Genomic DNA, 24,501 nt, shown 5'->3' with positions numbered 1-24,501 from the left:
GTCAGCTGCCGAAAGGCAGCCGCTGCAGCCGCTCGCCCGTCTCGGTGTTGCGCCGGCGCGACTGGGCCAGCCTGGTCAGCTCCCGGTTGCGGCGTTCAGCCACGACGGCGGCAAGGTAGTCGTCCGGCCCGGTACCGGCGGGAGGGGGCGGAGCCACGTGGGCGGACAGTTCGGTGGCGATGGACGCGGCCATTTCAGAGCGTGACAGGGGGGCCATCCGCCCTGCCTGCCGGAGGAACTGCGTAGCCCTGCGGGCCGTAGCATCAGGGATCCGTCCGATATCGGCGGCGGCTGCCCACGCTTTCAGCCGCTGCGGAACGAAAACCGGCACCGGCTGCTCCACGGGGACGCGCGTACGGACTGCATAGGTTCCGGCCATGAGGTCACCCAGCCGGCGTGACTTGTCATTAAAGAGCGCAACGGTCAGCGCAATCCCGCCAAAAGTCAGGTAGATCTCCAGGAATCCGGTCAGGCCGCGGATGACTGCATGCCGGAAACGGATGGCGCCGCCGTCCTCCCGAACCACCCGGAGGCCGGTGGCCAGCTTCCCCAGGGACAGGCCGCGGCTGAGCGTTTCAACACCTACCGGAACAATCACCAGGCAAAAGACCACGGCCACCAGGATCAGGGCGCGCGTGGCCGCCTCGTCGAGGTCCTCACCGGCAGCGGACAGGCCAATCAGGATCGCCACCAGCAGGATGACGCTGAAGGCAACATCAAGGAGCAGGCCAAGGGCGCGGGCCGCAAAGGACGCCGGCCGCAGTTCCAGCACCACGGCCTCGCCGGTGACAATCGAACTCACAGGTTTTTCCCGTTCTCGAGGCTTACGGTGTGGTCGCTCACAGTCTAGTGCCGGAGCGCTAGGCTGGTCCCGTGGATATGGACGCCTTCTCCGCTGTCAACGCGGACAAGTGGGCACGGCTGCACGAGCTTGCCTCCAAGGGCAGGCTCAGCGGCCGCGAGGCCGATGAACTGCTGGCGCTGTACCAGTCCACGTCCGCGCACTTGTCCCTGATCCGCTCGGTTGCCCCCGAAAGCGGGCTCTCCGCCTCGCTGTCCGCCACCCTCGCCCAAGCGAGGACACGGTTCACCGGCGCGCGGTCCAATCCCATGGCGGACCTGGCACGGTTCTTCGTGGTGGCACTTCCGGCTGCGTTCTATCGGCTGACCTGGCTCACGCTTGCCTGCGGCACGGCCTTCGCCCTCATCGGTGCGGCGTACGCACTCTGGATTGGCACGTCCCCGGAAGCGCTGCGGGCAGTGGCGTCCGAGGCCGCGGCCCGGCAGTACGTCGAGGAAGACTTCATCAACTACTATTCCGAGAACCCGGCTGCGTCCTTTGCAGGCGCCGTGTGGACCAACAATGCCTGGATCAGCGCACAGGCTGTCGCCCTGGGGATCACCGGCTTCTGGGTTCCGATGATCCTGTTCAGCAACGCCCAGGGCGTGGGGGTCGCCGCCGGTATCTTTGCCGCTGCCGGCAAAACCGACGTCTTCTTCAGCTACATCCTGCCGCACGGCCTGATGGAACTCACTGCAGTCTTCATCGCCTGTGCCGCCGGCCTGCGGATCTTCTGGGCGATGGTTTCACCGGGACCGAGAACCAGGGGAAGGGCGGTGGCCGAGGAAGGCAGGTCCCTGATCACCGTGGCCCTTGGCCTGGTCCTGGTGTTGTTTGTCTCCGGGCTGGTGGAAGGATTTGTCACTCCCAGTGCACTGCCGGTGTGGGCCAAGATTGCCATCGGCGCCGCAGTTTTGGCTGCGTACTGGTTCTACGTGCTGAAGTGGGGCAGGCCGGCTTACCTGGCCGGAGAACGCGGGGATCTCCGGCGTGAGGACGCGGGCTACCCGGAAATCGCTGCCTGAATCGTTGTAATCCGACCGGGGTGGTTCCTCGCCCAGCCGAAGGCGCGGACGGTAGGCTCGTCAACAGATAAAGCGCGCCTGCTGACCCCGGCCCGGCGCGGACATTCGACGGAAGTGACCTGCTGTGAAAGACGAAACACCGGCCCGCGCCAAAAGCCCGGAGCCGCAGCCGGAACCCCTCCTGGATACCTCCCGGGACTCCGACGAGCCCGCCTTTTCCTGGCTGACCCCCGGGCGCGGTTCCAGTGCAGCCAGCAGTTCCAGCGCAGCATCCGGGTCCTCGGCCGCCCCAGCCTCCGGCGCCCCGGCCCCATCCACCGCTGACGGTTCCGCCACTCCCACCGCCACCGCAGATGGTTCCCCCGCTTCCACCGGCACGGCCGGGACGAAAGGCGCCGGCTCCGCAGGCGCTGAAGCCACATCAAGGGTTCCGGAAGGGACCGGCCGGCCTGAGACCAGGGCGGACCGGAAAGCAGCCGAAGCCGCCGCAGACCCCGACGGCGACGGCAGTTCCCCGGTCTTCAGGGAGCCCCTTGCCACGTCCGCGCTGCAGGTCCGCCCGCCGGAGGAAGAGGTGGAGCGCCGCAATGCCCAACGTGAGAGTGCCGCGAACGCCAAGCCGGTGGCGCCGCGCGTCATGCAGGTGTTGCTTGCTGTCTTCTTCCCGGTGACTTTGCTGATCCTGGCTGTCCGGGCGGTGACCAGTCCGCTGTTCCTGTGGGTGGAATACAACCGCCCCGGATTCCCCGGCGACGGGTACGGGTTCAGCACGGACGACAGGATGACCTACGGCTCCTACGCAGTGGATTACCTCAGCAACTGGTCCGGCCCGCGCTACCTGGGCGACCTGGTGCACCGCGGCGGCGACAAGTTGTTCAAGGACGGCGAAGTCAGCCACATGGCGGACGTAAAACTGGTGATCCTCTCAACCTTCGGCGCGGGTGTCCTGCTGCTCCTGTTGGGCCTCATCGCCGTCCTCTACCTCCGCAAACGAAGCACCGGGGGCGTCCGGCGGGGGCTGTTCGCCGGCTCCATCGTCACCTTAGTCCTCATCCTGGGCCTGGGGACGCTGGCGTTCCTGGGCTGGCAGCAGTTCTTTACCGAGTTCCACCGGATCTTCTTCGCCGACGGCACCTGGACCTTCAGCATGGATGACACCCTGATCCGGCTGTTCCCAGGCCAGTTCTGGATTGATGCCGGGATGGTGATCGCCGCCCTGGTTCTCCTGACAGCGCTCCTGACGCTCATCCTCACCTGGCCCACCCGCCGGCGGCGCGGACTGGTGAAGGACGAACCGGTTCCCGCCGCAGGCCAGGAGTAACCGGGACAGGATCGCCGTCCGGGCAGCCGGCTCCATACAGCCCGGGCGGACGGGGTCAGGCGTACAGCTTGGCGATCTCGTCGCCGTAGTCACGCACGACGGCGGCCCGCTTCAGTTTGAGGGACGGGGTCAGGTGTCCCGACTCCACTGTGAACTGGGCATCGAGGAGCGAGAAGCTCCGGACGGACTCGGCTTTGGACACCAGCAGGTTCGCCTGGTCCACCGCATCCTGGACTGCCGCGAGGACGTCCGGGTCCTTGGTCGCGTCGCTGGCTGAGAGGGCGGGCAGGCCCTGCTCCGAACGCCAGTTGTCCACACCCTCGGGGTCGAGGGTGACCAGCGCCGAGACGAAGGGTTTCCCATCGCCCACCACAACCGCATGCGCCACCAGCGGATGGGAACGGATCTTTTCCTCGAGAGGGCCCGGTGCCACATTCTTGCCGCCCGCAGTGACCAGCAGGTCCTTCTTACGGCCCGTCACGGTGAGGAACCCCTGCGGATCCAGTTCCCCGAGGTCGCCGGTCCGGAAAAAACCGTCCACAAAAGCCTCGGCATTCGCGGCCTGGTTGGCGTGGTAGCCCTTGAAGACGCCAATTCCCTTCACCAGGATTTCACCGTCTTCCGCCACCCGGATGGTGGTGCCGGGGATGGGTATCCCCACTGAGCCCACCCGGGTACGCGACGGGGTGTTGGCGGTGCACGGCGCCGTGGTTTCGGTTAACCCGTAGCCTTCCAGTACCGGGATGCCGGCGCCCCGGAAGAAGTGGGCGTCCTCCAGGGCCAGCGGACTGGCCCCGGATACGGTGTACCCGACCTGTCCGCCCAGGGCCTGCCGAAGGCGGGGATACAGCAGCCGGTCAAAGATTCCATGGCGCACCCGGCACAGCAGCCCGGGGCCGCTGCCCTTCCCGCGGTTCCGCTTATCCTCTTCCTGCGAGAACTCAATGGCCGTGGCCGATGCAGCCCGGAAGAGCCAGGCCTTGCCCGAGAGGGCAGCCTTGTGGGCGGCGGTGGCCCTGACTTTTTCGAAGATCCGCGGCACCACCAGCAGGAAAGTGGGCCGGAACGTGCCCAGGTCCTCAAGGAGCCGGGCGGCTCCCGGGGTATGGCCCAGAGTGGCCCCGGCGGCGAGGCACACCACTTGGACGGCACGGGCAAGGACGTGGGCCAGGGGCAGGAACATCAGGGTGCGGGCCTGGTCCTGCAGCAGCAGCTCCGGAAGGAACGCCACGATGTTCTTCGCCACCAGGGCGAAGTTTCCGTGCGTGATCTCGCAGCCCTTGGGATTTCCCGTGGTGCCCGACGTGTATACCAGGGAGGCGACGTCCTCCAGGCCGGCCCGGCTGCGGTGCCGCTCAAGCTCCGCGTCGGTAACCCCCGCGCCGGCAGCGGCGAGGCTGGCAAGGTCCGGTGCTTCGCCGTCGTAATCCATCCGCACTACGTTGACCAGCCGGTCCCGGAGCAGGAAGGAGCCCTCGAGCACAGTGGTGACCAGGTCCACCGTGGCCCGGTCGCCGGCAAAGACGCGGCGCACGCCGGCGTCCTGGATGATCCACTCCACCTGGCGTGCGGAGGACGTCTCGTAGATGGGGACTGTCACACCGCCGGCAAACCAGATCGCGAAATCGACCAGGGTCCATTCGTAGGAGGTGGGGGACATCACGGCCACGGCGTCGCCCGGCTCAAGGCCGCCGGCGATGAGGCCCTTGGCCAACGCGCTGACATCCTGCAGGAACTTGTGGGCTGTGACGTCAACCCAGCCGTTGGGTCCCTTCCTGCGGTACAGGGCGTGCGCAGGGTTGGCCGCATGCTGCTCCAGCAGCAGGTCAGTCACATTGCTGGCGGCGTCAAGCTCAACCAGCAGTTCGGTGCTCGCTTCTCTCACATCAGGTCTCCGTTTCCGCTGCCACGCCGCGGCAGCGGCTCCGTTGGGGGTCTGATGCCATCCTGCCCTAGATCCAGGACGGCATCCACATCCGGACTTTCCAGTCCTCGTAGGGAATGGTTTCGGCGGCCCAGACAGGATAGAAGAAGGCCGACAGGAGGACGGCGGCCGCCACGAAAAGGGCAACCAGGTAGAGCCCCGAGCGGCGGCGCCAGGGCGGGTCGGCGGCCTTGCCCAGGACGAGCCCCAGGCAGTATGTCAGGGCCAGGATGAGGAACGGTTCAAAGGACACCGCGTAGAAGTAGAACATGGTCCGTTCGGGGTACAGGAACCATGGCAGGTAGCCTGCGGCCACGCCGGCCAGCACCGCTCCGGCGCGCCAGTCCCGGCGCCCGGCCCACCAGAACAGGAGGACCACCAGGGCTATCGCCGCACCCCACCAGATCAGGGGGTTTCCCACGGACAGGATCGCGGAGGTGCATTTTTCCACTGCACAGCCGGGTGTGCCCTGTTGGGGCGATTCGTAAAAGAACGACGTCGGCCTGCCGAGTACCAGCCAGCTCCAGGCAGATGCCTCGTACGGGTGCTCCGAGCCCAGGCCCTGGTGGAACGTGTAGGCCTCCTGGTGGTAATGGGCCAGCGAGCGGACAGAGTCTGGCAGCCAGCCCCACTCGGCGGAGGGGTTGCCCTCGGCCCACCGGCGGAAGTACGCATGTTCGGACCGGAACCAGCCTGTCCACGTGGCCGCGTAGACGACACCGGCCACCGGAACGGTGCTAAGGAATGCCGGGATGCCGTCCTTGATGACGCCTCCGCTGATCCAGCCGCGGATGCCTGCCACGCGCCGGGCGCTCAGGTCCCACAGGACGGTGAGCAGTCCAAACCCGGCCAGGAAAAACAGGCCGGACCATTTGGTCCCGATTGCGAGCCCCAGGCAGATTCCTGCCGTTACCCGCCACCAGCGGACGCCCAGCCGGGGGCCGGAGAGCAGGTGGGCCGCCGTGGGGATGCCGCCGTTTCCTGCGGCAGCACGGGCCAGCCGAACCGCGAGCCGGCGCCGGCCGTCATCCCGGTCAAGCAGCAGGGCGCCAAACGCGGCGAGAACCCAGAACATAAGGAAGATATCCAGCAGCGAGGTCCGGGACATCACCAGGTGGTGGCCGTCCACGGCCAGGAGGAGTCCCGCGGCTCCGGCCAGCGGAAGGGACCGGAACAGCTTCAGGGCGATCAGCGACAGCAGCAGGATGGACAGGGTGCCGGTCAGCGCGGCGGAGAAGCGCCACCCAAACGGGTTGTCAGGGCCGAAAAGCCACATGCCCGCCGCAATCATCCACTTGCCCACGGGCGGATGGACCACGTACTCGGGGGACTCCAGCAGCACTCCGGGGTTTCCGGAGTTGAACGCGTCATTGGCCTTGTCCGGCCAGCTGCGTTCGTAGCCGCTGATCAGGTAGGAGTACGCGTCCTTCACGTAATACGTTTCGTCAAAGACCAGCTTGGGCGGCGCCTCGAGCCGGACAAGCCGCAGGATCCCGCCGACGAGGGCAGCCAGGACGGGAACCAGCAGGAGCCACAGCCGCAGCGACGGCGGGTAGTCGCGCCATGTTTGGACGCTGCCGAGGAGCCTGGCTGTGAGGGATTCCACCGTGAACGCCTCGGCGGGGCGGCTGACCCACGGCCGTTTTGCGGTACTCCCCGGACCGCCCGGGGTCCCCCCTGTTTCGCTGCCTGCTGCTGCGGGGGCGGCGTGTCCGGTCCCGCCCGGCCGCGTCGAGGTCTGCGTCACGAGCCCCATGCTACCGTTTGCGGCCGGCAGTCCTCCGCAGCAGTAGGCTGGTGGCGTGGACCCTAACCCCAGCACCCCTCCAGATTCCGGCCCGGCAACTCCAGGGCGCATCGTGCTTGCAGCCACTCCAATCGGCAACACCGGGGACGCTTCCGCAAGGCTGGTGGAGCTGCTGGGAACCGCTGACATCGTGGCCGCCGAGGACACGCGCCGGCTGCACCGCCTGGTCCAGAGCCTCGGCGTGACCGTGGCCGGACGGATCATCAGCTACCACGAACACAATGAGGCCGCGAAGACCGCCGAGCTGCTGGACCAGGTGCGGGCGGGGAACACCCTGGTCATGGTCACCGACGCCGGCATGCCCTCGGTGTCGGACCCCGGGTTCCGGCTGGTGCAAGGTGCCGTGGCGGCGGGCCTGACGGTCACCGCCGTGCCCGGGCCATCGGCAGTGCTCACCGCCCTGGCGTTGTCCGGCCTGCCCACGGACCGGTTCTGCTTTGAAGGCTTCCTTCCACGGAAGGCAGGGGAGAGGGCCTCGCGGCTCGCGGACCTGGCAGGCGAGCAGCGGACCATGGTGTTCTTCGAAGCGCCGCACCGGTTGGAGGCCATGCTCCGGGCACTGCGCGAACGGTTCGGGCCGGACCGTCCCGGTGCGGTGTGCCGCGAACTGACCAAGACGTATGAAGAAGTAATCCGTGGCACCCTCGGTGAACTTCTGGCTTGGGCGGAAAGCACGGAGATCAGGGGAGAGATCGCCGTTGTCCTGGGCGGTGCGCCGGACCAGGCGGCAGGGACGCCGGAGGACCACGTGGCGGCAGTTAACGAACTCGTGGCCCAGGGCATCCGGCTCAAGGAAGCCGTTGCAGCCGTCGCGGAGGACGTCCGGGTGAGCAAAAGGGAGCTCTATTCAGCCGTTTTGGCGGCCCGCTGAGAATCCCTGGCCGCACCCGCACCGGCTGTGCAGCTGCACAGCACCAGCGCGGACCGGCAGTGCGCAACGGCGTAGACCAGCGTGAAGCCGCCGCAGTAGTCTGGCAGTAATCCAGCCTGTATGGGCCCGGTCACTCCGGCCGCTGCCGACGGGCTGCACCAACCCTACTGACGAGGGAGTCATCGTGACTGTCACTGCACAGCCGGCCGTTTCCGCAGACCGCGAAAGCGCCCTTCTGGCCACTATCCCCACTGGCCTGCTCATCAACGGCGAATGGCGCGATGCCATCTCCGGGAAGACCTTCGACGTCGAAGATCCCGCCACCGGGAAGGTGCTGCTGAGCCTTGCCGACGCCGGGCCCGAGGACGGTGCCGCAGCCCTGGACGCGGCCGCCGCCGCGCAGGAGTCCTGGGCGAAGGTTCCTCCCCGCGAGCGGGGCGAAATCCTCCGCCGTGCCTTTGAACTGGTGACCGAGCGCGCCGAGGACTTCGCGTTGCTGATGACAATGGAAATGGGCAAGCCGCTGGCCGAAGCCCGCGGCGAGGTCACCTACGGCGCAGAGTTCCTGCGCTGGTTCTCGGAGGAAGCCGTCCGGGCCTTCGGCCGCTACTCCGTGTCTCCGGACGGCAAGTCGCGCCTGCTCGTGACCAAGAAGCCGGTGGGCCCCTGTTTGCTCATCACGCCCTGGAACTTCCCGCTGGCCATGGCCACCCGCAAGATCGCCCCCGCTGTCGCCGCCGGCTGCACCATGGTCCTGAAGTCGGCGAACCTTACCCCGCTGACCTCCCAGCTCTTTGCCGCCGTCATGATGGAAGCCGGCCTGCCGGCGGGCGTGCTGAATGTCATCCCCACCTCGACGGCAGGTGCCACCACCGGCCCGCTGATCAAGGACTCCCGGCTGCGGAAGCTCTCGTTTACCGGCTCCACGGAAGTGGGCCGCCGCCTGCTCGCCGATGCGTCCGGAACAGTCCTGCGCACCTCCATGGAGCTGGGCGGCAACGCCCCATTCGTGGTGTTCGAGGACGCTGACCTGGATGCCGCCGTCGCAGGGGCGATGCTCGCCAAGCTCCGCAACATGGGGGAGGCCTGCACGGCAGCGAACCGCTTCATCGTGCACGAGTCCATCGCCGCCGAGTTCGCGGAGAAGTTCGCCGCGAAAATGAAGGACATGACCACCGCACGCGGCACCGAGCCTGAGTCCAAAGTGGGCCCGCTTATTGATGCCAAGAGCCGGGACAAGGTCCATGAACTGGTCTCCGACGCTGTTGCCTCCGGCGCGAAAGCCATCGTGGGCGGCGGACCGGTGGAGGGTCCGGGCTACTTCTACCAGCCCACGATCCTGTCCGGGGTCACGGAGGGCACCCGGATCCTGTCCGAGGAAATCTTCGGCCCCGTGGCCCCGATCATCACCTTCAGCAGCGAGGACGACGCCGTCCGCCTGGCCAACAACACCGAATACGGGCTGGTGGCCTACGTCTTCACCAAGGACCTGAACCGCGGCATCCGGATGGGCGAGCGCCTCGAGACCGGCATGCTTGGCCTGAACGCCGGCGTCATTTCAAACGCGGCTGCCCCGTTCGGCGGAGTCAAGCAGTCCGGCCTGGGACGTGAGGGCGGCCTCGAAGGCATCGAGGAGTACCTCTACACGCAGTACATCGGCATCGCCGATCCCTACGCCGGATAAGTCGACGGGCTGGGAGCGGTCAGCCCCCGCTTCGCCGGTGGACGCCGTCGCGCGGTCCGGGCCTGGAAGGAACAGGCCAGGAGCGTGCGGCGGCTTTAGCCGTCCTGGCCAGGACCCGGCCAATGGCGCGGCCAGTGGAGCGGAACGGGGCGGCGAGGAAGCGCCCCAGGCCGCCCATGACCGACGGCGGCACCCAGGCGGCCTGCAGCCGCCGCCTGAGCGGAGCATTGGCGCGCAGTGTTTCTTCCACGGCCCCGACTTCGGCTGCCATGGCCGTTGCCCTGTCCCGGGCGGACCGGGACTTTGCGTCATCGGTATCCTGTTCCGGTATGGTGCGGGGCGGGCGGCCGTAGCTGTGGCGTTCGAACTCTTCCGTGAGGGCAGCGGCTGCCTGGTGCGCGGGCCGGTCCACGCCTTCCGGGTCCCCCAGCAGGGTGCCACGGAGCCGCGCCGAATAGGCCCGGGGTGTCTCGCTGGCGCCTGGGGGCAGTCCGTAGTCGGTGCCGAGATCCAGCAGTTCGCGCCATCCCATGGGCACGGCCTTGCCGGGGTCCTGCGGCCGGAGCCGCCGTGCCCGGATTCCCGCCCGAACCATCCTGGGGGCGGCCGCAAGGAGCGCCACCGCCAGGACGCCGCCGGCGCCCAGGAGCCACGGCAGGAGCTGGACGCCGGCGTCAGCGCTTCCGCCGCCACCGCCGGGGGCGGGCAGGGGAGTGGTGCTGGGTGCAGGAACGGGAGCGGGCGTGGCGCCGGGAACCAGGTCCTGGTTGTTGTCCAGTGCGTCGGGGGAGGCAGATACCGATGATTCCGTGGCGTATTCGGGGACCACACCGCGGGACGGAGTGGGCTCGAAGGGCACCCAGCCGAGGCCCTGGAAGTAAAGTTCCGGCCACGCGTGGGCATCACGCGCATCCACCTCATATTCGGGCAGCGCTCCCTGACCGGCCACGGAAACGGTGGCACCCGTGAGCCTGCCGGGGGCGTAGCCTACGGCGATCCGGCTGGGGATACCTTCCAGCCTCGCCATGACGGCCATGGCGGACGCGTAATGGATGCAGTATCCGCTCTTCTGCTCGAGGAAGTCAGCCAGCACCGAGAGCCCGTTGCCGTCGTAGCCGCCCTGCACCGGAGACTGCAGTGAGTAGGTGAACGCGGCCGAACGCAGGTACTTCTGGATCGCCATCGCCTTCTGGTACGGCGTGCCTGTCCCGGCGACGGTATCGGCGGTGGCGCGCACAATGTCGGGAACGTTGCCGGGGATCCGGGTGAAGTCCTCGGGGATGCCCTGGACTGCTGCCGAGGACTGATCCAGGAGCGCTGCCGTCAGTTTGGGCACGGAGGACGTCACCAGGTACTCCTGCCTTCGTGATGTTGTGGTGCCGGATCCCTTGATGCTCAAGGTCGCCGGGTCCCAGGTCCACCGGCCGCTGAGCCCGCGGACCGTTTCGGGGGCATACGGTGCGGGAAGGTAGGGGCTGTTGAAACTGCCGGCGTCGATGGCCGTGACCAGCCGGAGCTGTTCGTCGGCAAGCACCGTATAGCCAGGGTCGATCCTGCCGCCCATCGGCAGGCGGGAAGCGTCACGGTCGTCGGGGCCCCAGGATTCGCCGTCGAAATTGTCCACGGTGACCGAGCGCAGGTACAGCGGGGCGGCGGCATTGGTGGCGTAGGTGATCCGCCCGCTTCCGTCGGGAGTGCGCAGGCTGTTGCCCAGGGTGATCATGGGGTTCAGTCCTGTTGACGTGCCCCACGGATTGAGGCGGGATCCTTGCGGGAAGGTGCCCTGGTCGAAGCCGGGAATGGCCAGGGGCGCCACCAGGGTTGCGGCGAGTGCAACGGACCCCGTGAGAACGGCACGCCGCAGGTGGCCCGGACTCCGGGCGGCATCGGTCTGAAGCCGGGCATCGGGGGCGAAATACTGGCTGCAGGCAAGGATCATCAGGTATCCGGCAACTGTTGCGGCGAATCCCCAGAAGCCTACGCTCTGCGGCTTGATCATCGCGGGCACCACCAGGATGGCCAGCAGCCCCACCCCGGTAGCGGCCGGCATGCCGAGCGGCAGCGCAAGTGCATCCACCAGGATCACCGCCAGGCCCAGGACAGCGCAGGTAACCATGACGATGCCTACATTGGGCGCCACGGGCGCGGTCTCGGAGAGAACAGTCTCGCTGGCGCGCCGGACCAGGCGGTCCAGTTCGGCAAAGCTGCCTCCGGTGGGGACAAGCCCGGCAAAGCTTGAGCTGCGGAAAAAAGTCAGCGTCAGGATGGCACCCAGGGAAAGGAACCCGCCGGCCGTCACGAGCAGAGGCTGCGCGCGCAGGGACCGGAGGGCGGCCAGGGTGAAACTGACCACAAGGACGGTGGTCAGCACCGGCCAGTACCAGCCCCAGCCCCGGAGCACGCCGTTCAGCGAAAGGGCGGCACCGCACACGGCCACGGCGATCGCTCCGGCCATGGCCCAGGGGTAGGCGCCCACCGGGGGCCGGGCGGCGGGGTTTCCACCAGGCGTCCCGGACGGCAGGTCTGTTCCGTGCCTGCGGGCTGGTGCCATGGTCACCGGGACACCCCCGTTCCGCGGCGGACGTCGGCGGTCGGGGCGGGTATGGCAAGGTCCTGGTCGAACTGGCTCCAGGCCGCCGCTACGGGAACCGAGGGGGCAACGGCCACTGCCCGCCAGCCTCCCTGGCGGAGCACCTCCAGGACATCCGCGTACTCTGCGGGCCTTTCGGCAGCGATGATGGCAAAGGCATTGGTGGCGTAGCCTGCCGCCGGGGCAAGCGCAAGGGCCTCCATGCGGCTAATGGTTCCGAGCACCGCGATCACCGGACCCCGCATGCGGTGTGCGGACAGCTTGTCCATGAGGAGGTCGTCGAAAGCCTCCGGCCCCGGGTCATGGGACGTGCGGTCGCGAGTGGACGCCCGGGCCGCCCACTCGTGAAGGACATTGTCGCGGCGGGCGTGGTGGGATCCGGTCAGCTGGATGGCCGCAAGGCTTTCTCCGATGGACTGGAGCCCGGCACCGCCGCTGTACTCCTCAACATCAGGTTCGGGAGCGGACGGCGAGTGCAGGAAGGCAGGCCCGCCGCCGGTGTCCAGCAGGCGCAGGGCGTAGTTTCGCTCCGCCAGGTGCGCGCTGATCGACATGACCGCCACAACGCTCCACTCGAAGGCCGCGCTGCTGGCCATGGAGGGCCCGTCCTGGCCAGCCTGCCCGGCCGGACCTGCGGAGCCCCCGGAAAACGCGCTGTACCGATGGTCCATGACGATTGTTGCCTCGGGGGTGGTGACCGACTCCTCCTGACGCACCATGAGGTCGCCGTGGCGTGCAGTGGCGGCCCAATGCACCCGCCGCATGGGATCCCCGTGCCGGTACTCGCGGGTCATGACGTCGTCGTCGCTGGGATTGGCCCGGATCCTGGTGGCCGTGATGCCGTCGTTGCCCCGGGCGCCGGCCAGCCCGGTCAGGGGAAGCACGACGGCGGCAGGCGTCACGGTGAGGATGTCGCCGTCGTCAATCGCCTGGCGGTGCAGCGAAAGGCCGAACGGGTCCGTGAACTCAGCCGTCACCGGGCCAATGAGGAACTGCCCGCGCCGGGCTGAGCGCAGGTGGTACTCGTACCGGCTGGTGCCCCCTGTGGCGGAACGGGAAGGGAAACGGAACGCCGGCGACTCGCCCAGGCGGGCAGGCAACCGCTCCTCCATGGTGGCCCGGCCGCTGCCGGTTCCCGTCCTGGCCACCGCGAGCCGGACGGTCGTGGGCGCGGAGGTTTCCACGGGGGAGGGATTGAACTCCCGGTACACCTGGAACCTGGGTTTCACCAGCCGGATCCCGGCAAGGGAAACCAAAGGAAGGACTATGAGCAGCACGCTCAACGTCAACAAGTCCCTGCGGCCCATGATGTACGCAGCTCCGAGGGCGATGCCGCCGGCGGTGATCATGCCCCAGCCGCGGGTGGTGAAGAGGTGCCGGGGCACTTTGTCCAGCAGTGCCATGGGTAGCCGCCTAGCGGTTCCTGCCCAGGCCGGTGACCGGGGCAGCCGTCCTGCCGGCAGGGGCAGGGGCCCTGGTGCCGGCTCCAGCGGTCCCGGACGTGACGGGCAAGCGCGACAGGATGCCCCGCAGGACACTGTGGGGGGTCTCCCCGGCACCAGCGGCCTTCCGGTCCAGGATGATCCTGTGTGCCAGCACGGATTCGGCGAGGTGGACGACGTCGTCCGGCAGCACGAAGTCGCGCCCGTCCAGGGCCGCGGTGGCTTTCGCCGCGCGCAGCAGCTGCAGCATGGACCGGGGGCTGGCACCCAGCCGGAGCAGCGGGCTTTCCCTGGTGGCCCTGCCCACGGACACTGTGTACTCCTTGACAGCCTGGGACACGTAAACCTGCTGGACGGTGGTGATCATGGCCGCCACCTCAGCTGCAGTGACGACGGCGGAAACCTTGGCCAGGGGCGAGGTTGCCTGATGCGTTTCGAGCATCTCGATTTCGGCGTCCTTGTCCGGGTATCCCATGGAGATCCTGGCCATGAAACGGTCCCGTTGCGCCTCGGGCAGCGGGTAGGTCCCCTCCATTTCGATGGGGTTCTGGGTGGCGACCACCATGAACGGCTCGTCGAGCCGGTACGAGTTGCCGTCCACCGTCACCTGGTGCTCTTCCATGCATTCAAGCAGCGCGGACTGGGTCTTGGCCGAGGCGCGGTTGATTTCGTCGCCGATGACGATGTTGGCGAAGACAGCCCCCGGACGGAACTCAAACAGCCGGGAGGCCTGGTTGTAGATGGACACGCCCGTCACATCGGACGGCAACAGGTCCGGGGTGAACTGGATCCGGTTGACGGTGCAGTCGATGGTGCGTGCCAGTGTCTTGGCGAGGAGTGTCTTCCCTACGCCCGGGACATCTTCAAGCAGCAGGTGGCCCTGGGCCAGCAGTACGGTAAGCGCCAGTTTGGCGGCGTCGGATTTCCCATCGATGACTGTATTAACGGACGTGAGGATGCGCTGGCTCGCTGCGTGGAAGGATGCAGCGTCCATGGCTGCGGGGCGGTGGCCGTTCAAACGGCTGACGGGATCGGTGATCCCCGCCAGGTTGCCGTGCACAGCGCTCACATCGTTGGCAGTGCGTCGGTGGGGTTCCATCGGCAACCTTTCAGCGCTGGTTCACCTGGACGGGACAGCAAGCCTGCCTTCGCCCGTCGGGTGGGCGTTCGCATGTGTTCGTACCAGACTACTAACACAACTGCCACCGCAGACAGAGAGTTCCGACAAATATGCGGCAGCATCCGCGGCTAGGCTGGACGGATGTGCAATCCGCTTCCTCCCGCTGCCTACCAGGACCCCGCAACGGCAGGCGCACCGGAGCCGGGGAACTCACGGCAAAAGGCGTTTCCGCCCGCTCCGGAACCCCTGCCGGTACCCGTTATGGACAACCACACCCACCTTGACTTCCCGGACGGACAGGCCCCGGTCGGAGTGAAGGCGGCTTTGGATGCCGCCGCGGCCGTGGGTGTCCAGGGAGCAGTCCAGGTGGGCTGCGACCTGGAATCGTCCCGGTTCACGGTCCGCGCGGTGGACCTGGACGAGCGGCTGCTGGGGGCGGTGGCGCTGCATCCCAACGACGCCCCCCGTTACGCCGCCCGCGGCCAACTGGAAGAAGCGCTCGCAGAGATTGAGCAGCTCGCCTCCCACCCCCGGATCCGGGCCATCGGGGAGACCGGGCTCGATTTCTACCGCACCGAGGGGGAGGGGCTGGCGCATCAGAGGTACTCCTTCCGGCGCCATATCGACATCGCCAAGCGCCTGGACCTGACGCTCCAGATCCACGACCGGGACGCGCATGACGACGTCGTCCAGGTACTGAGGGAAGAAGGCGCGCCGGGGCGGGTGGTTTTCCACTGTTTCTCCGGCGACGACGAGCTGGCGAGGATCTGCAACGAGGAAGGGTGGTGGATGTCCTTTGCAGGTACGCTGACTTTTCGGAATGCGGCGAATTTGCGCCGGGCCCTCGCAGTTGCGGACCCTGGTTTGGTCCTGGTGGAAACCGATGCGCCGTTCCTGACTCCGCACCCCCACCGCGGGCGGCCGAACGCCAGCTACATGGTTCCTTACACAGTCCGCGCCATGGCCGAATTGACAGAATCCGATCTTGCAGAAATATGCGCCCGAATAAGCGAAAATACCGTACGGGCATACGGATCCTGGGACTAGGCGGCCGTTTCCCGGGCATTGTCAAATAAATACCCGGTATGCACAATTGTTGGTTGCTTTATAACGCTACGGTTACAGTGGACAGATATTAGCCGGGGTCGGGGAAGGCCAGCGGGTAATTCACTTCTTTCTGCAGCAGGCTCTCGGGCGTTGCCCGGCCTGCCGATTGAGCGGAGTTTAGGCGGCGCAACGGTGCCCGGACTGCCCCTTGTGGCCGTACCGGGCATTTTATTGCGCGATTCCCCGTGCCCGGATGGACCTAAAGTTACGGGCAATCGTGATCAAGTTCTTTACGTCGGACGGCAAGTTCAGCTTTGTCAAGGTTGGCGCGCAACTGCTGGTGCTCTGCGCACTCGTGGTGGGCCTCGTAGCCTTCGTCGGCAATAACAAGACCATCACACTCAATGTTGACGGCAAGGTCTCGTCCGTGCAGACGTTCGGCGGAACTGTTGGCCAAGTGGTCAAGAGCGCCAACCTGGAACTCAACCCTGCAGACCGCGTGTCACCGTCCGTTGATGCGTCGGTCCAGAACGGCACGGTAATCAACGTCAACAAGGCCAAAGAGGTCAAGGTGAGCCTCGACGGTGCCGAGAAGACGGTGAACACTACCGCGCAGGACGTCGCGGGGCTGGTTACTGAACTCGGCGTCGCGAGCGCGTCCTCGGTTTCCGCGCCCAAGGATGCCCAGCTTTCAGTTGCCGGATCCTACGTTTCCATCTCCACACCGAAGTCCGTCAGCATTGTTGCCGACGGCAAGGTGGACACCGCAACCACCACGGCGGCCACCGTCGGCAAGGTCCTCGAAGACGCCGGCCTGGCCCTTGGTGCCAACGACCGCACGTCGCAGCCGGCTAACGCGCACGTGGTGAACAACATGGTCATCAAGGTCTCGCGCGTCGACACCGGCCAGACTGCGGTCGCCACAGAGGACGTCCCCTTCGAGATTGTCACCAGTGAGAGCGCCGAACTGCTGAAGGGTGAAAAAGAAGTCACCCAGGAAGGCGTCGCAGGCAAGCTGGAGAAGACCTTCAAGCTGGTACTGGTGGACGGCCGCGAAGCGTCCCGGACCCTTGTGTCGGAGACTGTTGCGGTCCAGCCCGTACCTGAGAAGGTCACCGTGGGCACCAAGCCCAAGCCCGTTGCGCAGGCTGCCACCTCGGCATCTGCAGGCGCCAACACCGGGGCCGCTGCTCCGGCAATGATGAACGAAGCCATGTGGGACAAGATTGCCCAGTGCGAGTCCGGTGGAAACTGGAGCATCAACTCCGGCAACGGTTACTACGGCGGCCTTCAGTTCGATATCCGGACCTGGATCGGCGCCGGCGGCGGCGCGTACGCCCCCAACGCCAGCCTTGCCACCAAGGCCCAGCAGATCGACATTGCCAACCGCGTTTACGCACAGCGCGGCCTGCAGCCGTGGGGCTGCGGTTGGGCTGCCACCAGCTGACCTCGCGGATTGCCTGCCCATGCGGGCACTGCGGCCGGTCCCGGATACCCGGGGCCGGCCGCAGCCGTTTAACCGGGCAGTCTTTCCCGGCGGGTTCCCCGCCTGTTTCCCCCTCCTGTTTTTCCGGTGGGGCGCCCGTACCGCGCGGGATAGGATACCTAGGTGACTGAACCAATCCCCGCGCCCGCACCATTGTTTGGTGCATCCGACATACGCCGGCTCGCGGAGGAGATCGGTGTCCGCCCCACCAAGACCCTCGGCCAGAACTTTGTCATCGACGGCAACACCATCCGCAGGATCGTGGCCGCCGCGGATGTTGGCCCGGAAGAGACAGTGCTGGAAGTGGGGCCGGGGCTGGGATCCCTGACCCTCGGACTCCTCGATGCTGCGGCGTCGGTAGTGGCGGTGGAAATTGACCCGGTGCTGGCTGCCAAACTGCCGGAAACCGTCAGGGAATGGCGGCCGGCCGCCGCGGGAGCCTTCCACCTGGTGCATGCCGATGCCATGAAGGTCACGGAGCTGCCGGTGCAGCCCACGGCACTGGTGGCCAATTTGCCCTACAACGTCGCCGTTCCCGTGGTGCTGCACCTCCTTCAGCACTTCCCCAGCCTCCAGCACGGACTGGTGATGGTCCAGGATGAGGTGGCGGACCGGCTGGCCGCTGGGCCGGGTTCCAAGACCTACGGCGTGCCGTCGGTAAAGGCGGCCTGGTACAGCCAGATGCGCAAAGCGGGGGTGATCGGCATGAACGTTTTCTGGCCGGCGCCCAAGATCCATTCGGGGCTGGTGGCCTTTACCCGGCGTGAGCCTCCGGTCACCACAGCCACCAGGGAACAGGTCTTCGCCGTGGTGGACGCCGCCTTCGCCCAGCGGCGCAAGACCCTGAGGGCCGCTTTGGCCGGTTGGGCCGGCGGGGCGCCGGAAGCGGAGCGCTGCCTCGTTGCCGCCGGCGTCGACCCCACCGCCAGGGGCGAGGTCATCGGCATCGAAGCCTTCGCGAAAATCGCGGAAGCCAAGCAGGCGCTGGCATGAGCGCCCCGGGACGGTTCACCGCAAGGACAGTCCGCGTCAAAGCCCCCGGCAAGGTGAACGTTTCGCTGGAAGTGGGGCCGCTGCGACCGGATGGCTACCACTCCGTTGCCAGCGTGTACCTGGCCGTATCCCTCTACGAGGAAGTGGCTGCCACCAGCACGGAGACGCCCGGGATCACCATCAGCCTCAGCCCGGCCAGCACGGTCGATCTTGACGCCGCGGACATCCCGCTCGACGGAAACAACCTGGCCCACAAGGCCGCGGCGATTATGGCCGACGTCTCCGAGCACTCCACCGGGGTCCATCTGGAAATTACCAAGCGCGTGCCGGTGGCAGGAGGCATGGGCGGCGGATCGGCAGATGCTGCCGCAACCCTGCTGGCCTGCGACGCGCTCTGGAACAGTGGCCTGTCGCGGGAAGAGCTGGCGCACCTCGCTGCCGAACTGGGGGCCGACGTCCCCTTTTCCCTCCTTGGCGGCACGGCGGTTGGCCTGGGCGTGGGCGACGAACTTTCGCCGGCGCTGGCTAAGGCACAGACCCACTGGGTACTGGTCACCGCGGACTACGGGCTTCCCACTCCCGAGGTGTACCGCACCCTTGACCGCCTCCGCGAAGCGGCCGGCGCCAACGCCGCAGAACCCACCGGGGTGGACCCGAAGATCCTGACAGCGTTGCGCAGCGGTGACGCCGAAGCGCTGAGCCGTGTCCTGGTCAACGACCTCCAGCGGGCATCCATTGAACTGGCGCCCGCCCTGCGCGATACGCTGGGTATCGGAGAATCGCACGGAGCAATTGCGGGCATCGTCTCCGGATCGGGGCCCACGGTGGCCCTGCTGACTGATGATTCGGTGGCCGCTGAAGGCCTGGCCGCGGATCTGCGGCACTACGGCTTGACAGCCCTCGCAGTCCATGGCCCGGTTCCGGGGGCGCGCATCATTTCCGACACCCTCCTCTAAACCTCCAGTTTTTTACCTGAAGCAGAAAGCAGTTCCTTTGGCACACCTTCTTGGCGGCGAGAACCTGACGGTCTCCTACGCGACCCGTACAGTCCTGGACGGGGTAACCCTGGGGCTTGAGGAGGGTGACAGGATCGGCATGGTGGGGCGCAACGGCGACGGCAAATCCACCCTGATGCGGCTGCTTGCCTTGCGCTCCACGCCGGATTCGGGCAGGGTCACCAAGCGCGGTGACGTCAACGTGGGATACCTGGATCAAAGCGACGTGCTCGACGGCGACCTGACAGTGGGTGCCGCGATCGTGGGGGACCAGGCGGACTACGAGTGGGCCCGCAATCCCCAGATCCGCGAAGTCATGGGCGGGCTGGTGTCCGACGTCGATTGGCACGCCAACGTCCATGCACTCTCCGGCGGCCAGAAGCGGCGCGTGGCGCTTGCCAAACTGCTGATCGAGGACCACGACGTCATCATGCTGGACGAGCCCACCAACCACCTCGACGTGGAGGGTGTGGCCTGGCTGTCGCGCCACCTGAGGACGCGCTGGCGGCCCAACCAGGGTGCTTTCCTGGTGGTGACCCACGACCGGTGGTTCCTCGATGAGGTCTGCAACAAGACCTGGGAAGTCCACGACGGGATCGTTGACCCCTTTGAAGGCGGTTATGCCGCCTACGTGCTGGCCCGTGCCGAGCGGGACCGGATGGCGTCCGTCGTTGAGGGCAAGCGCCAGCAGCTGGTCAAGAAGGAACTCGCCTGGCTCCGCCGCGGGGCACCCGCGCGGACGGCAAAGCCCAAGTTCAGGATTGAGGCCGCCAACGCCCTCATCGCAGATGTGCCTGAGCCGCGGGACTCCATGGCCCTCAGCAAGATGGCAACCGCCCGCCAGGGCAAGGACGTGCTGGACCTGGAGAACGTCTCCCTCAACTTCCAGGGCAGCGATGACGGGCGGAAGCTCTTCGACAACATCACCCTGCGTCTTGCCCCCGGCGAACGCCTGGGACTGGTGGGCGTCAACGGCGCCGGCAAGACCACGCTCCTGAAGCTTCTCAATGGAGAAATCCTTCCCGACGCCGGAAAGGTCAAGCGGGGCAAGACCGTGGTCACCGCTGTCCTGACCCAGGAGGTCAAGGAACTCGACGACGTCAAGGACCTGCGCGTCATCGAGGTGATTGAGCGGGAAAAGCGGTCCTTCAACGTGGGCGGCAAGGAATTCAGTGCCGGCCAGTTGGTGGAGCAGCTGGGTTTCACCAACGAGAAGCAGTGGACCCCGGTCAAGGACCTGTCCGGTGGCGAACGCCGCCGGCTCCAGCTTCTTCGCCTGCTTGTCGGCGAACCCAACGTGCTGATGCTGGATGAGCCCACCAACGACCTCGACACCGATACCCTTGCGGCCGTCGAAGATGTCCTGGATGGCTGGCCCGGAACCCTGGTGGTGGTCAGCCACGACCGCTACCTGCTGGAAAGGGTCACCGACCATCAGATGGCACTCCTCGGCGACGGCAAGCTCCGCGGCCTGCCCGGCGGCGTGGACCAGTACCTCGAGCTGCGTGAGTCCGCCCTGGCAGGCTCCACGGTCACCGGCGGCGGGAACCCCGTCACCAGCGCCGGCAGCAGCACCGCCGCCTCAGCCCCGTCAGGCGCCTCGGAAGCAGAGAAGCGCGACGCCCGGAAGGCCCTCAACAGGATCGAACGGCAGATCAAGAAGCTCGACCAGCAGGAAAAGAAGCTTCACGACGACATGGTCAAGAGCACGGAGAAGTCCGACTTCGACGCCCTGGCAGAACAGAACAAGCAGCTCAAGGACCTGGCCGACGAAAAGGACGCCCTGGAACTCGAATGGCTTGAGTCCTCGGAACTCCTGGGCGACTGACCCTCACAAGCGGGGAAGGGGGTTATCCGGCAGCATGCGTCAGAGGCGAGGAACGAGCCAGCATGCAGAGGATGACCCCCTTCGCCGCGGACGGAACCACGGCGAGGCCTAGAGTTCAGACTGCAGTTCCGGGTCCTTCTTGAGGCCGGTCAGGCCGTTCCAGGCGAGGTTGACGAGGTGTGCGGCCACCGTGTGCTTGTCGGGCTGGCGGGAGTCCTGCCACCATTGGCCGGTCATTGCCACCATGCCTACGAGCATTTGGGCGTACATGGCGCCGTCCCGGGCGCTGAAGCCGCGCCGGTCGAACTCGTCGGAGAGGATGTGTTCCACCTTGGCGGTCACGTGCGAGAGCAGTGTGGAAAAGGCGCCTTCCGGCTGGGACGGCGGAGCGTCCCGCATCAGGATCCGGAAACCTTCGGTGCGGTCCTCGATGTAGGTGAGCAGGGCCAGGGCGGCACGTTCCACCAGGACGCGCGGCTTGGCTTCCTCGGTGAGTGCGCCGTTGATGGAGTCCAGGAGGAGCCGAAACTCGTGCTCTACCACCTGGGTGTACAGGCCTTCCTTGGAGCCGAAGTGTTCGTAGATGACCGGCTTGGAGACTCCGGCGCAGGCAGCAATTTCCTCGATGGTGGTGCCGTCGAGCCCGCGGACGGCGAAGAGGCCGCGTCCGACGTCGATCAGCTGGCTCCGCCGCTGAGGGGTTGGTGCTCACCGTTCCATCATGCACCACGCGTTCCCGGCGGATTTGCGGCGCTCCGGACGGGCCGGGAAAGCGGGCAAGGCGGGACAGGAACGGGGGAAGGGCAGGGGATGAAGGCCCCATGTCGCGCGGCGCCCCGAACCCGTGGCAAAATAACTACTTGTGCCCGGCCGCGCGCCAAGGCATGGTCCGCTCTGGTGTAATGGCAGCACCCCGGCCTTTGGAGCCGTGGAGTATAGGTTCGAATCCTATGGGCGGAACTGCTGTGCGAGGAGCGTTCAGTAGGATGACATACGGTGCCGCCCGCAATTTCGCCGGGACACCGTAAGCGCCAGCGTAACCAAGCAAGGAGAGCCCGTACGTGATCCCCGAGAATACCGGCCCGGCCGCAGTAATCGTCCTGGCGGCAGGCGCCGGTACGCGGATGAAGTCGCGTACCCCCAAGATCCTGCATGAAATCGGCGGCAGGTCCATGGTGGGCCACGCACTGCTGGCCGCCCGCAGCATCAACCCCCGGCAGCTGGCCATCGTGGTCCGCCACGAACGCGACCTGGTGGCACGCCACGTCGCGGAGCTGGACCCTGCTGCCCTGATCGTGGACCAGGACGACATCCCCGGCACCGGCCGTGCTGTGGAAGTGGCCCTGCAGGCCCTGGACGCAGAACAGGACCTTACCGGCACCGTGGTGGTGACCTACGGCGACGTGCCGCTGTTGTCCGGACAACTGCTGGCCGAGCTTGTGGCCACGCACGAGCGTGAAGCCAATGCCGTCACCGTGCTGACCGCCGATCTTGACGATGCCACGGGATACGGCCGGATCCTTCGCGGCGAGGACGGCACCGTGACCGGCATCCGCGAACACAAGGACGCATCGGACGCCGAACGCCTGATCCGTGAGGTCAACTCCGGCATCTACGCCTTTGACGCAGCCGTCCTCCGGGACGCACTCACCCACGTCACCACCGACAACTCGCAGGGCGAAAAATACCTCACTGATGTGCTCGGACTCGCCCGGAAGGCAGGCGGCCGCGTCGCCGCCGTCGTTACTGCCGACCGCTGGCAGGTGGAAGGCGCCAATGACCGCGTCCAGCTCTCCGCCCTCGGCGCAGAGCTGAACCGCCGCATCGTGGAGACCTGGATGCGCGCCGGCGTCACCGTAGTGGACCCCGCCACCACCTGGATCGATTCGTCCGTAACCCTGGACGAGGACGTCCGGATCCTTCCCAACACCCAACTCCACGGCGCCACCACCGTGGCGAGGGACGCCGTCGTCGGCCCCGACACCACCCTGACGGATGTCACCATCGGCGAGGGCGCAAAGGTAACCCGAACCCACGGTTCCGGCGCCGTCATCGGCGCGGGCGCCGCCGTCGGCCCCTTCACCTACCTGCGTCCGGGCACTGTCCTGGGGGACACCGGAAAGATCGGCGCGTTCTACGAAACCAAGAACGTGACTATCGGGCGCGGTTCCAAGCTGTCACACCTCGGATATGCCGGGGACGCCGAAATCGGCGAGGACACCAACATCGGCTGCGGAAACATCACGGCGAATTACGACGGCGAGAAGAAGCACCGCACGGTCATCGGCTCGGGCGTCCGGACAGGCTCCAACACGGTGTTCGTTGCTCCGGTCACCGTGGGCGACGGCGCCTACAGCGGTGCCGGCGCCGTGATCAGAAAAGACGTGCCGGCGGGAGCGCTTGCCGTGACCGTTGCCGCCCAACGCAATGCCGAGGGATGGGTCGCGGCCAACCGCCCGGGAACCCGCTCCGCTGAACTGGCCCAGGCGGCCACCACAGATTCCTCAAGTACCCCGGCATCTACAGAAGAGGGCAAGTAACCATGAGCGAAATTACGGCGCGCGGCGAGAAGAAACTGGTGCTCGCAACCGGCCGGGCCCACCCGGAGCTGGCCAAGGAGATCGCCAAGGAGCTCGGTACCGACCTGCTGCCGGTGGACGCCTATGACTTCGCCAACGGTGAGATCTATGTCCGCGCCGGTGAAAGCGTCCGCGGTACGGATGCTTTTGTCATCCAGGCCCACCCTTTCCCGCTGAACAACTGGCTGATGGAACAGCTGATCATGATCGATTCGCTGAAGCGTGCCTCCGCCAAGCGCATCACGGTGGTGTCCCCGTTCTACCCCTACGCACGCCAGGACAAGAAGGGCCGGGGCCGGGAACCCATCTCCGCCCGCCTTGTGGCGGACCTGTACAAGACCGCCGGCGCGGACCGCATCATGAGCGTGGACCTGCACACCTCGCAGATCCAGGGCTTCTTCGACGGCCCGGTGGACCACCTCATGGCCATTCCGCTGCTCGCTGACTACATCCGCACCCGGGTGGCCGCCGAAAACGTTACCGTCGTTTCCCCGGACACCGGACGCGTCCGCGTCGCGGAGCAGTGGGCCGAGCGCCTGGGCGGCGCGCCGCTCGCCTTTGTGCACAAGAGCCGGGACCTGACTGTGCCGAACCAGGCCGTGTCCAAGACCGTGGTGGGCCAGATCGAGGGGCGCACCTGCGTCCTGATCGACGACATGATCGACACCGGCGGAACCATCTCCGGTGCCGTGCAGGTGCTGAAGAACGCCGGTGCCAAGGATGTCATCATCGCGGCCACCCACGCGGTCTTCTCCGATCCCGCCGCCAAGCGCCTCTCCGAGTCCGGCGCCCGTGAAGTGGTTGTCACCAACACCCTGCCGCTCACTGCATCCCAGCGGTTCCCCCAGCTGACGGTGCTTTCCATCGCCCCGCTGATCGCGCGCGCCGTCCGTGAAGTGTTCGACGACGGTTCGGTCACCAGCCTTTTCGACGGCAACGCCTGACGGC

Annotated in this window: 18 protein-coding genes and 1 tRNA gene; 12 read left to right on the top strand and 7 right to left on the bottom strand. The window is 66.9% G+C overall.

Annotated features, from left to right (window positions below; genetic code table 11):
* Position 1: 1 nt before the first annotated feature.
* Positions 2-802: an RDD family protein gene (locus U7114_RS00330; protein ID WP_323056218.1), complete on the bottom strand. Its 801-nt coding sequence runs from the start codon at positions 800-802 to the stop codon at positions 2-4.
* A gap of 71 nt (positions 803-873) precedes the next feature.
* On the opposite strand from U7114_RS00330, the gene U7114_RS00325 reads away from it, so the two are divergent.
* On the top strand, positions 874-1,866 hold the full coding sequence (locus tag U7114_RS00325; protein WP_321215746.1) for a stage II sporulation protein M: 993 nt from the start codon (positions 874-876) through the stop codon (positions 1,864-1,866).
* Positions 1,867-1,990: 124 nt separating this feature from the next.
* On the top strand, positions 1,991-3,187 hold the full coding sequence (locus tag U7114_RS00320; protein ID WP_323056217.1) for a TIGR01906 family membrane protein: 1,197 nt from the start codon (positions 1,991-1,993) through the stop codon (positions 3,185-3,187).
* A gap of 55 nt (positions 3,188-3,242) precedes the next feature.
* Here the strand turns inward: U7114_RS00320 and U7114_RS00315 are convergent, their stop codons facing one another.
* Both U7114_RS00315 and U7114_RS00310 read right to left on the bottom strand, forming a co-directional pair.
* Entirely contained in the window at positions 3,243-5,072 is a 1,830-nt protein-coding gene (locus U7114_RS00315; protein ID WP_323056216.1) for an AMP-dependent synthetase/ligase, read from the bottom strand.
* A 67-nt stretch (positions 5,073-5,139) separates the two neighbouring features.
* On the bottom strand, positions 5,140-6,867 hold the full coding sequence (locus U7114_RS00310) for a dolichyl-phosphate-mannose--protein mannosyltransferase (RefSeq protein WP_323056215.1): 1,728 nt from the start codon (positions 6,865-6,867) through the stop codon (positions 5,140-5,142).
* Positions 6,868-6,913: 46 nt separating this feature from the next.
* On the opposite strand from U7114_RS00310, the gene rsmI reads away from it, so the two are divergent.
* On the top strand, positions 6,914-7,789 hold the full coding sequence (gene rsmI, locus U7114_RS00305; RefSeq protein WP_321215750.1) for a 16S rRNA (cytidine(1402)-2'-O)-methyltransferase: 876 nt from the start codon (positions 6,914-6,916) through the stop codon (positions 7,787-7,789).
* Positions 7,790-7,973: 184 nt separating this feature from the next.
* On the top strand, positions 7,974-9,473 hold the full coding sequence (locus U7114_RS00300) for an NAD-dependent succinate-semialdehyde dehydrogenase (protein WP_321215751.1): 1,500 nt from the start codon (positions 7,974-7,976) through the stop codon (positions 9,471-9,473).
* Between the two features lie 19 nt (positions 9,474-9,492).
* On the opposite strand, the gene U7114_RS00295 is transcribed toward U7114_RS00300, so the two are convergent.
* From U7114_RS00295 to U7114_RS00285, 3 genes are read right to left on the bottom strand one after another with little or no spacing between them, the layout of a single operon-like run.
* Entirely contained in the window at positions 9,493-12,030 is a 2,538-nt protein-coding gene (locus U7114_RS00295) for a DUF3488 and transglutaminase-like domain-containing protein (protein ID WP_416235530.1), read from the bottom strand.
* Positions 12,027-13,466, bottom strand: a complete 1,440-nt coding sequence (locus U7114_RS00290; RefSeq protein WP_323056214.1) for a DUF58 domain-containing protein — start codon at positions 13,464-13,466, stop codon at positions 12,027-12,029. Before U7114_RS00290 ends, U7114_RS00295 begins: the two co-directional genes overlap by 4 nt.
* Positions 13,467-13,476: 10 nt before the next feature.
* Positions 13,477-14,604, bottom strand: coding sequence for a MoxR family ATPase (locus U7114_RS00285; protein ID WP_323056213.1), 1,128 nt, complete (start codon positions 14,602-14,604; stop codon positions 13,477-13,479).
* A 162-nt stretch (positions 14,605-14,766) separates the two neighbouring features.
* Between U7114_RS00285 and U7114_RS00280 the strand changes: the two genes are divergently transcribed.
* The 5 genes from U7114_RS00280 to U7114_RS00260 all read left to right on the top strand — a co-directional run bounded on the left by U7114_RS00280 (position 14,767) and on the right by U7114_RS00260 (position 20,974).
* A complete protein-coding gene (locus tag U7114_RS00280; protein WP_321215752.1) occupies positions 14,767-15,672 on the top strand; it encodes a TatD family hydrolase in 906 nt (301 codons plus the stop codon).
* Positions 15,673-15,949: 277 nt separating this feature from the next.
* Positions 15,950-17,119: a transglycosylase family protein gene (locus U7114_RS00275; protein ID WP_323056212.1), complete on the top strand. Its 1,170-nt coding sequence runs from the start codon at positions 15,950-15,952 to the stop codon at positions 17,117-17,119.
* Between the two features lie 162 nt (positions 17,120-17,281).
* Positions 17,282-18,151, top strand: coding sequence for a 16S rRNA (adenine(1518)-N(6)/adenine(1519)-N(6))-dimethyltransferase RsmA (gene rsmA, locus U7114_RS00270; protein ID WP_321215753.1), 870 nt, complete (start codon positions 17,282-17,284; stop codon positions 18,149-18,151).
* Complete coding sequence (locus tag U7114_RS00265) at positions 18,148-19,107, top strand: 4-(cytidine 5'-diphospho)-2-C-methyl-D-erythritol kinase (protein WP_157238710.1); 960 nt, start codon at positions 18,148-18,150, stop codon at positions 19,105-19,107. Before rsmA ends, U7114_RS00265 begins: the two co-directional genes overlap by 4 nt.
* 37 nt (positions 19,108-19,144) lie before the next feature.
* Entirely contained in the window at positions 19,145-20,974 is a 1,830-nt protein-coding gene (locus tag U7114_RS00260) for an ABC-F family ATP-binding cassette domain-containing protein (RefSeq protein WP_157238709.1), read from the top strand.
* Between the two features lie 108 nt (positions 20,975-21,082).
* On the opposite strand, the gene U7114_RS00255 is transcribed toward U7114_RS00260, so the two are convergent.
* A complete protein-coding gene (locus U7114_RS00255; protein WP_323056485.1) occupies positions 21,083-21,655 on the bottom strand; it encodes a TetR/AcrR family transcriptional regulator in 573 nt (190 codons plus the stop codon).
* A 207-nt stretch (positions 21,656-21,862) separates the two neighbouring features.
* Between U7114_RS00255 and U7114_RS00250 the strand changes: the two genes are divergently transcribed.
* The 3 genes from U7114_RS00250 (at position 21,863) to U7114_RS00240 (ending at position 24,497) form a co-directional block, all read left to right on the top strand.
* Positions 21,863-21,934, top strand: a tRNA-Gln gene (locus U7114_RS00250).
* 101 nt (positions 21,935-22,035) lie between these two features.
* Entirely contained in the window at positions 22,036-23,514 is a 1,479-nt protein-coding gene (gene glmU / locus U7114_RS00245) for a bifunctional UDP-N-acetylglucosamine diphosphorylase/glucosamine-1-phosphate N-acetyltransferase GlmU (protein WP_323056211.1), read from the top strand.
* 2 nt (positions 23,515-23,516) lie between these two features.
* Positions 23,517-24,497, top strand: a complete 981-nt coding sequence (locus tag U7114_RS00240) for a ribose-phosphate diphosphokinase (protein ID WP_157238708.1) — start codon at positions 23,517-23,519, stop codon at positions 24,495-24,497.
* The last annotated feature ends 4 nt before the right edge of the window (positions 24,498-24,501 follow it).

This window comes from Pseudarthrobacter sp. C1, assembly GCF_034720455.1.
Classification (GTDB): Bacteria; Actinomycetota; Actinomycetes; order Actinomycetales; family Micrococcaceae; genus Arthrobacter.
The sequence above is the reverse complement of the archived record's forward strand: the minus strand, read 5'-3'. Positions and strand labels throughout refer to the sequence as shown.